The following is an 8,269-nucleotide window of genomic DNA, read 5'->3' as shown; positions in this document are numbered from 1 at the left end:
GGGATACCGTCCTAGTCCCGGAACCAGTTCAACTGTTCGACGGCGAGTTCCGCGGCGCCCTCGATGCGCAACCGCCCGGACCCCAGCGCGCCCATCGGGTCCATTTTCCCGGAAACGATCTTGAGGTAGTCGGCGAACGAGGCGCTGATGGTGACCTGGCCCACAGAATCGGGCCGCGCGGCCACCGCGCATTCGCCGCCGGAAACCACGAGCTGCCAATGGTGGTCGGTGCCGTCCCCGGCGATGCGGTAGTCCACCACCGCCTCCCGGCCACCCGCCTTCCTCGGGCGGAACGCGTCGCGCATGTTGTTGAACAGGCCCGCCAGCACCACGTGCTCGCCCTCGGCCGGGCTCTGCTCCGGCACCCGGACGAACCGGGAGGCGGGCACCCCGGCCGCCTCGCCGCCGCTGCGCTCGACCACCCGCACCCCCTCCGGCGGGGTCACCCACGACCGGTCCGCCCAGTCCGCGCCCAGCTCGTCCCACCCGGGCAGAGCGCCCGCCAGGTGCGGGCCCAGGGCGTCGGCGGGCACCGGCGTGCTCGCCGACTGCCACCGGTAGTCGGCCGACAGGCGCAGCCGGTCGGTCCGGTTGGGCAGCGCCCCGTGCGCGGTCAGGCAGTGGAACAGCAGCACGTCGCCCACCCGGTAGTGGGTGCTCGCCCACCGCTCGTCGTCCGGGTCGACCGCGTCGAACCTGGCCTGCACGCCCTCGTTCTGCGACCCGGTCAGGATGGCCAGCCCGCCCAGCTCCGGGGGGCACTCGACGAACGGGACCCAGGTGGTGAACATGTCCGCCACGCCCTCGACCACGAAGTCCTGGTGCACGTAGAGCCCGGGGGTCGTGCCCAGCTCGGCGGGCCAGACCAGCCTGGCCACCTTGCGCGGGTGGCAGAAGACGTCCTCGCCGACCAGCGCGCGCAACACCGAGGTCAGCGCCGGGTCGTGCGGGAGGGCGTGCAGGTATTCGATTCTCTGGACATCGGTGTATCCGGGAACAAAGTTCGCATTCTTGAAGTCCCTGGCCGGGGGCAGCAGCGCCGCCCGCTCCGGGTCGGCGCCCCCGGCCAGCCAGCCGTCGCGCTGCAATGCCCCGAGCACGTCGCGGGCGAGCTTTCGGATCGGTGCCGGATCGAGCAGACCGCGCAGGAACACATAGCCCCGATCGGCGATCGCGGCGCGCAGCGCGGCCGGGTCGCCCGCGATCGGCGTCGAATCCACCAGTTCCCGCATGACCACTCCTGAAATCGAGGCCGCAATGGTTTAGCCGAGTATTCCGGCGCGTGCCGGACCGCTGTGCGTTCGAGAGGAATTCAATCGAGCCGAGCGGTTCGGGGGCTTTTCGCGGCCGGCGGCCAGTGCAGCCGTCAACCCCCTCCTGGCCGTGGTCGCCAGCTTATGCGGCCCCGGGGGTGGTCCGGCAAGTTAGGGAAATCCCTGACTTCCCCGTTCAGCCCAACAACTCCGACCCCACCACGCTACGTGTTTTAGGGATCGACCGTCCGGGTGAGTTTACTGGGGCTGCTTGCCTGGAATCGGCTGCGGCGGTAGACAAGTTTGGGACAGTTCGGGCTTGAGCATGAGGAGTTGGGGTAATGCGCCTGGGTATCATGTTCGGCGCACCATCGGGTACGAGCTTTTCCGGGGCGGCTTTCTTATTGAACCCGAAGCGATCGTGAACCGTGACAACGCGCCCACCCGTTCGATATTCGGACGCGGGGCGGAGTTGAAGCTGCTCTCCAGGGCGGTCACCGACGTGGGACGGGGGCACAGCCGCACGATCGAGGTCATCGGCGAGCCGGGCATCGGCAAGACCAGGCTGCTGCTGGAGTTGCGGCGCGATACCGCGGCCTCGCGGATGACCGTGCTCACCGGCCGCGGCGGCGAACCCGGCCGCGAGGTGCCGTTCTCGTTGTTCACCGAGGCCGTCGACGACTACCTGGCCGGTCTCGCGCAGGCCGATCGCGCCCGGCTGCTGGCCGACCCGTTGCTGGCGCCCGCTTTTGAGCACCTGGCGTGCGTGGCACCCGGCGCCTCCCCGGAGCGGGCGGTGTGCGCGGAGGACGTCGAGCGCAGGAGGCTGTTCAACTCCGTGCGCGAACTGCTGACCCGGATCGCGGGCGGCCACGGCCTCGCCCTGCTGCTCGACGACGTGCACTGGGCCGACCCGGACTCCGCGGACCTGCTGGGGCACCTGGTGCGCCACCCGCCCGCCGGTCCGGTCCTGCTGGCCGTGGCGCACCGGCCCAAGCAGGCGGTGGCCAGGCTCGCGGCCACCCTCAGCTCCGCCGCGCGCTACGGGCTGCTCCAGGTGCTGCACCTGGGCCCGCTGACCCCGGCCGCCGCGGACGAGCTGCTGGAGGCGCTGACCCCGGCCGTCGGGCAGGCCGGTCGCGCCGCGCTCTACCGCGCCAGCGGCGGGAACCCGTTCTACCTGGAGGTCCTCGCCGACGCCCGGCGCGGCGGCAGGCCCGCCGAGGCCGAGGGCCCGTGCCCGCGGCTGACGGCCATGCTGCACGCCGAGCTGACGGCGCTGCGCCCGCAGACCCTGGCCGCGGCGCAGGCCGCGGCCGTGCTCGGCGAACCGTTCGACGTGTGCCTGGTCGCCGAGGTGGCGGGCCTGGGCACCGCCGAGGTCTTCGCCGCGATGGACGAGCTGGCCTGCCGGGACCTGGTGCGCCAGCTCGGTTCCTCGTCGCGGTTCGTCTTCCGCCACCCGGTCGTGCGGCACGTCACCTACCGGGCCATCGGCGCGGGCGGGCGGATCGCCGCGCACACCAGGGCGGTCGAGGCGCTGCGGGCCCGCGGCGGTTCGGCGGTGGCGATGGCCCCGCACGTCGAGCGCACCGCCGGGGTCGGCGACACCGACGCCACCCGGGTGCTGGCCGACGCCGCCGGGGACGCGCTGGACCGCGACCCCGCGGTGGCCGCGCAGTGGTTGCAGACCGCGCTGCGGCTGCTGCCCGACCCGCCCGAGTTCCGGCTCCGGCGCAGGGAACTGCTGCTGCGCCTGGCCGAGGCGCACGCGCGGGGCGGGCAGCTCGTGGAGAGCGAGGCGGCGCTGGTGCGGGCGATCGAGATGGTCGACGAGGACGACCGGGACACCCGCACCCGGCTCGTCGTCCAGCGCGCCGGGATCACCCGGCTGCTCGGGCGGCACGTCCAGACGGTGAGCTGCGTCGACGACGAGCTGTCCGGCGGGCAGCCCGCCGACAGCGCCGACGCGGTGGCGCTGCGGCTGGAGCGGACGGTCAACGCCGCGCTCGCGGGCACCGGCGCCTGCCGCGTCGAACCCGAACCGGTCTGGGCCGAGCAGGCGGTGAGCGCCGCGCTGCGGCTCGGCGACCGCGGCCTGCACGTGAGCGCGCTGGCCGCCGCCGCGCTGGCCGAGGTCGTCGCGGGCGGCTTCGACGCCGCCGCGGAGCTGGTGGCGCAGGCGGGCGGGCGGGTGGACCGGCTGGCCGACGTCGACGTGGCGGTGCACCTCGACGGGGTGGTCTGGCTGAGCTGGTGCGAGGTGCACCTGGGCGAGTCGACGGCCGCGGTGCGCCACCTGGAGCACGCGCTCGTCCTGGCCCGGGCGTCCGGGCGGTCGGTGGACACCACCCGGCTGCTGGTGGTGCTGGCCGCCGCCCAGCTCGACCTCGGGTCGGTACCCGCCTCCGCCGAGGCCGCCGAGGCCGCGGTGGAGGCCGGGATCGGGCTGCCCGGCACCGAGCTGCGCACGATGACCCTCTACGCCCACTGCCGCGCGCTCGCCCACCGCGGCGACACCTCCGCCGCGGTGGAGGCGGGGCTGGCCGCGACCAGGGCCGCCGAACCCGGCCGCGGGCTGTGGTGGTCGCTGGCCTGGCTGGCCCTGGCCGAGGCCCGCCTGCTGCACGGCGACCCGCAGGGCGCGGTCACCGCCGTCCGCGCGGTCGTCGGCGACGGGGGGCTGGCCGCGGTGCCGCCGATCGCCCGCGCCGAGGTCGCCGAACTGGTGGTGCGCGCCGAACTGGCGCTGGGCAGGCCGGAAGCCGCGTGGGGCTGGGCCGAGCGGCTCGACCCCGCCGAACCGCACCGCGCCGGGTTCGCCGCGCTCGCCCGCGCCCAGGCGCTCACCGGCAGCGACCCGACCGCCGCTGCCCTGCACGGGGCGCAGGCCGAGTCGGCGTTCACCGCCGCGGGCAGGCGGCTGCTGGCGGGCCGGGCCCGGCTGGTGACGGCCTCGGCGCTGCTCGCCGCGGGCAAGCAGGCCAAGGCCGCCGCCGAGCTGTTCCGCGCCGAGCAACTGCTGCGCGAGTGCGGGGCCGCCGCGCTGGTCGAGCGCGCGGTCGCCGAGCAGCGCAGGCTCGCCAAGGCCACCCAGGCCCCACCGGAGCCCCGGGCCGGGCTGGCCACGCTCACCGCCCGCGAGCGGCAGGTGGCCGACCTGGTCACCAGCGGGCGCACCAACCGGCAGATCGCCCAGCGGCTCGGGGTCAGCGACAAGACCGTCGAGGCGCACCTGGCCAGGGTGTTCGCCAAGCTGGGTGTGGGTTCCCGGGCCGCGGTCGCCAGCGTCGTCGCCCGCTCCCGCACGGCCGTCGGCCTGCTCAGCGAAGGTGCGTGACCCGCACCCGTCCTCCTCCCCGTCGCGACCTGAGAATTCGGAGTTCCCCATGCTCGATTCCCTGCGCTGGCTGGGGCTGCTGCTCGGTGCCCTGGTGGTCACCCTGGCGGTGGCCAAGCTCGGTGCCCTGCTCGCCAGGGCGGTGCGGCAGCCCGGCGTCGTCGGCGAGATCGTCCTCGGCCTGCTCACCGGCCCGTTCCTGCTGTGGGTCGGCGGGGACGGCGTGCGCGCCGCGCTGCTGGGCGAGGGCAGGCTCGACGTGCTCAACACGGTGGCGCACGCCGGTCTGGTGCTCTTCCTCGTCGGCGTCGGGCACGAGCTCAAGGTCGGCACCGGCATCCCGCGCGCCAGGGCCCTGGTCCTGACCTCGACCGGGGCGCTGCTGCTGCCCGCCGTCGCGGGCCTGCTCATGGCGCTGTGGGTCGGCGGGCAGGGCGCCGACCTGCGCGGTACGGCGCCGACGTCGTCGTTCGTGCTGGTGATGCTGGTGGCGCTGACCGTCACCGCGGTCCCGGTGCTGGCCAGGATCCTGGACGAGAGCGGCCGGATCCACACCCCCGCGGCCCGGCTCTCGCTCGGCGCCGCCTCGCTCATCGACCTGGTCGCCTGGGCGGTGCTCGCGGTGGCGATCACCGGCGCGACCGGCTCGGGGGACCTGCTCTCGGTCCTGGGCAGGCTGGGGGTGCTGGTCGGCGTGGTGCTGGTCATCACCTCGGTCGGGCGGCTGCTGCGGATCGAGCGGGTGCGCGCCGCCGCCGGGGCGCACCGCCGGGTGTCGATCGTCCTCATCGGACTGGCCGCGCTCGGTGTCGCGGTGCTGGCGAAGGCGCTGGGGATCAACGAGATCATCCTCGCCCTGGCCGTCGGCCTCGCCCTGCCGGTGGACGGCGAGCGCGGCACCTGGACCCCGGTGGCCACGACGGTGGCCCGCGCTGGCCGGGAGCTGGTGCCGGTGTTCTTCTTCGTGACCGGCATCGGGGTGTTCGCCGCGCAGGTCGGGTCGATGCCCTGGGCGGCGATCGGGGTGGCGCTGGTGCTGGCCGTCGCGGGCAAGGTGGGCGGCAGCTACCTCGGCGCCCGGGCAGGCGGCAGCACGCCGAAGGAGAGCCTGGAGCTGGCCATCCTGCTCAACACCCGCGGCCTCACCGAACTCGTCGTGCTCCAAGCCGCGTTCGCCGCCGGGATCATCACCCCGGCGCTGTACCTGGCCCTGATCGTGATGACCCTGGTGACCACGGCCATGACCGGGCCGCTGCACAAGCGGCTGACCCGAGAGCCCGCCGAGATGAGGTCAGCGTGACCGCCACCCGATCCGCCGCCGACCGCTTCTTCGCCAGGCAGAGCGCGCTGGACCCGGTCCGCGCGGCGCTCTCGGGGGCGCCGGTCGACCCCGGCGCCCTCCCCGACTACTCCCCGGCGGGCTGCGCGGCCCGGGCCGACCTGCTGCGCTCGACCGACCCGGGCGGCGACCCCGCACTCGCCGAACGCCTCGCCGCCGAGGCCGCCTACACCGAGGCCGGGCTGGCCACCGAGCTGAACCTGGTGACCTGCCCGCCGGTGCTGCTGCGCGAGCACCTGGGCCAGCTTGCCAGGGACGGCGACCCGGCGGTGCTCGCCGAGACCCTGGCCGGGGTGCCCGCCGCGCTGCGCGGGTACGCCGAGACCCTGCGCGCCGCCGCGCTCCCACCCGCCCGGCGGCAGGTGGAGATGGTGCTCGGCGCCGTCGGCTCCTGGGCCGCGGGAACCGAGTTCGGCGACTCCCCGCACGCGGAGGCGGCCCGGCGGGGCTACGCCGAACTCGCCGCGGTGCTCACCGAGGAGGTCCTGCCGACCGCCCGCCCCGAAGACGGCGTCGGCGCCGACCGCTACCGCGCCGCCGCCCGGTTCCACCTCGGCGAAGACCTCGACCCGGCCCACTGCCACGAGGTCCTGGTGGCCGAACTCGACGAACTCCGCGCCGCCTCGGCCGCGTTGGCCCCCCGGGGCGTCCGGGAAACCTGCGCCGAGCTGAACACCGACCCCCGCTGGACCGTCACCGGCCCCGGCGCACTGCGCGACTGGGCGACCGAACGCCTCGACACCGCCGCCTCGGTGGGCCGCGACGTCCTGGCCGCGGCGCCACCGGGCCTGGGCGCGGTGCAGGTGCACGTCCCGGTCGAACAGGGCTCCCCGCGCTACCTCCCACCCGCGGCGGACGGCTCCCGACCGGCCCGCCTGATCTGGCCGGTGCCCGCCGCGGACCCGGTCCCGGTGTGGAACCAGACGACGATGCTGCACCACGAGGGCGTCCCCGGCCACCACCTCCAACTGGGCACGGCGGTCCTGACCGCCACCTCCACCTGGGCCGCCCACACCGTCGTCCCGGGCAACGCCGAGGGCTGGGCGGTCTACGCCGAGGGTCTCATGCGCGACGCGGGCGCCCTGACCACCCCGCAGGAGCGCCTCGGCCACGTCCTGGGCCTCCGGCTCAACGTGGCGATGGCCCTGGCCGACCTCTCAGTCCACACCGGACTACCGATGGGCGACACGGGCCAACCGTGGACGCTCGACGGCGCAGCCGCGTTCCTCGCCGCCGAATCGGCGTTCGACGCGGGATCGCTGTACTTCACCGTCCTGCGCTCGGCGGCGTGGCCCGGTCAGGCGCTGACCTACGCCTGGGGGGCTCGGGTGTGGCAGGAGTTGCGCGCGGCCTCGGACGCCAAGGGGATCGACCCGCGCGAGTTCCACCGGCGGATGCTCGCGCTGGGCCCGTGCGGGCTGTCGGTGCTGCGCTCGGCCCTGGGGGCGTAGTGCTCCGGTGACCGGATGCGACGGTCTGAACAGGACAATCACCTGATCGTGGTGCTTGTGGCGCTTTCGTGCGGGGTATCCGCAACAACCCCACGGAGGAGGAACCATGACCACCGAAATGCCCTCGACCTTCCCGGCCACCCGACAGGCCGCGGACACCGCACCCGCCGGGATCCCCATGCCCGCCGAGGAGCCGAAGCACACGCAGCGGACCCCCGCGCAGGCCGCGCAGCGACACGCCGAGAGGCCGGAGGGCATGCAGAAGCCGGAGACCGCGCGGCAGGCAGCGGAGGGGCCCAGGAACACCGAGATGCCGAAGAGCACCGAGATGCCGAAGGACACCGCGAAGGCGGAGGACGCCGACAACGGTGGACTGCGGATCGCCGGTGTCCGGCTGCCGGTCCCCACGATGGCGCCCGCCGACTCCAAGCGCGCCCTGTGGTGGGGCGGGCTGGCCGCCCTCGCGGTGGTCGGGGTGCTGGAGTGGCCGGTGGCGGCGGTCGTCGGGGTGGGCAGTTTCGTGGCGGAGAAGCTGTCCCGGGAGGACGCTCGCACCGAGCCGCAGGCCCGGTAGCGCGGTCACCTCCGGTCGAGGAGGACCTTCACCAGCAGTGCGAGCGCTTCGACGGCCGCCGGGCTCGCCCCGGCGGCCGTCGCCGCTGCTCGGAGGGCGGGTTCGGCGTGGTGCAGGGCCGGGGCCAGCAGGGTCGAGGCGAGGACGACCGGGGTCAGCAGGGGCGCCAGTGGGGCGGTGTCGACGACCAGGACGGGACGCGTGTGCTCCCCGGTGGTCGGCTCGTGGATCAGCTCGAACATGGGCGTGTCCATTCGAGTGAGGGCGGTTCGAGCATCTCCCGTCGTCGGGCCGGGGCCAAGAAACGGTGTG

6 protein-coding genes are annotated in these 8,269 nt (G+C 74.8%); 4 read left to right on the top strand and 2 right to left on the bottom strand.

Annotated elements, in window-relative coordinates:
- Positions 1 to 11 precede the first annotated feature (11 nt).
- Complete coding sequence (locus tag L6E12_RS33590) at positions 12 to 1,232, bottom strand: phytanoyl-CoA dioxygenase family protein (protein ID WP_236231948.1); 1,221 nt, start codon at positions 1,230 to 1,232, stop codon at positions 12 to 14.
- A gap of 346 nt (positions 1,233 to 1,578) precedes the next feature.
- Here L6E12_RS33590 and L6E12_RS33585 point away from each other — a divergent pair, with 346 nt between their 5' ends.
- The 4 genes from L6E12_RS33585 to L6E12_RS33570 all read left to right on the top strand — a co-directional run bounded on the left by L6E12_RS33585 (position 1,579) and on the right by L6E12_RS33570 (position 7,957).
- Positions 1,579 to 4,593, top strand: coding sequence for a helix-turn-helix transcriptional regulator (locus tag L6E12_RS33585; RefSeq protein WP_255683588.1), 3,015 nt, complete (start codon positions 1,579 to 1,581; stop codon positions 4,591 to 4,593).
- A 49-nt stretch (positions 4,594 to 4,642) separates the two neighbouring features.
- Positions 4,643 to 5,893, top strand: a complete 1,251-nt coding sequence (locus L6E12_RS33580; protein WP_236231946.1) for a cation:proton antiporter — start codon at positions 4,643 to 4,645, stop codon at positions 5,891 to 5,893.
- Complete coding sequence (locus L6E12_RS33575; protein WP_236231945.1) at positions 5,890 to 7,383, top strand: DUF885 domain-containing protein; 1,494 nt, start codon at positions 5,890 to 5,892, stop codon at positions 7,381 to 7,383. The genes L6E12_RS33580 and L6E12_RS33575 overlap by 4 nt, the downstream gene beginning before the upstream one ends.
- 106 nt (positions 7,384 to 7,489) lie before the next feature.
- Positions 7,490 to 7,957, top strand: coding sequence for a hypothetical protein (locus tag L6E12_RS33570; RefSeq protein ID WP_236231944.1), 468 nt, complete (start codon positions 7,490 to 7,492; stop codon positions 7,955 to 7,957).
- Positions 7,958 to 7,962: 5 nt separating this feature from the next.
- Here the strand turns inward: L6E12_RS33570 and L6E12_RS33565 are convergent, their stop codons facing one another.
- Complete coding sequence (locus L6E12_RS33565) at positions 7,963 to 8,199, bottom strand: hypothetical protein (protein WP_236231943.1); 237 nt, start codon at positions 8,197 to 8,199, stop codon at positions 7,963 to 7,965.
- Positions 8,200 to 8,269: the final 70 nt, after the last annotated feature.

This window comes from Actinokineospora sp. PR83 (assembly GCF_021056305.1).
GTDB classification, from domain to species: Bacteria; Actinomycetota; Actinomycetes; order Mycobacteriales; family Pseudonocardiaceae; genus Actinokineospora; species Actinokineospora spheciospongiae.
Note: the sequence above shows the minus strand (reverse complement) of the source record. Positions and strands in the feature narration are given on the sequence as shown.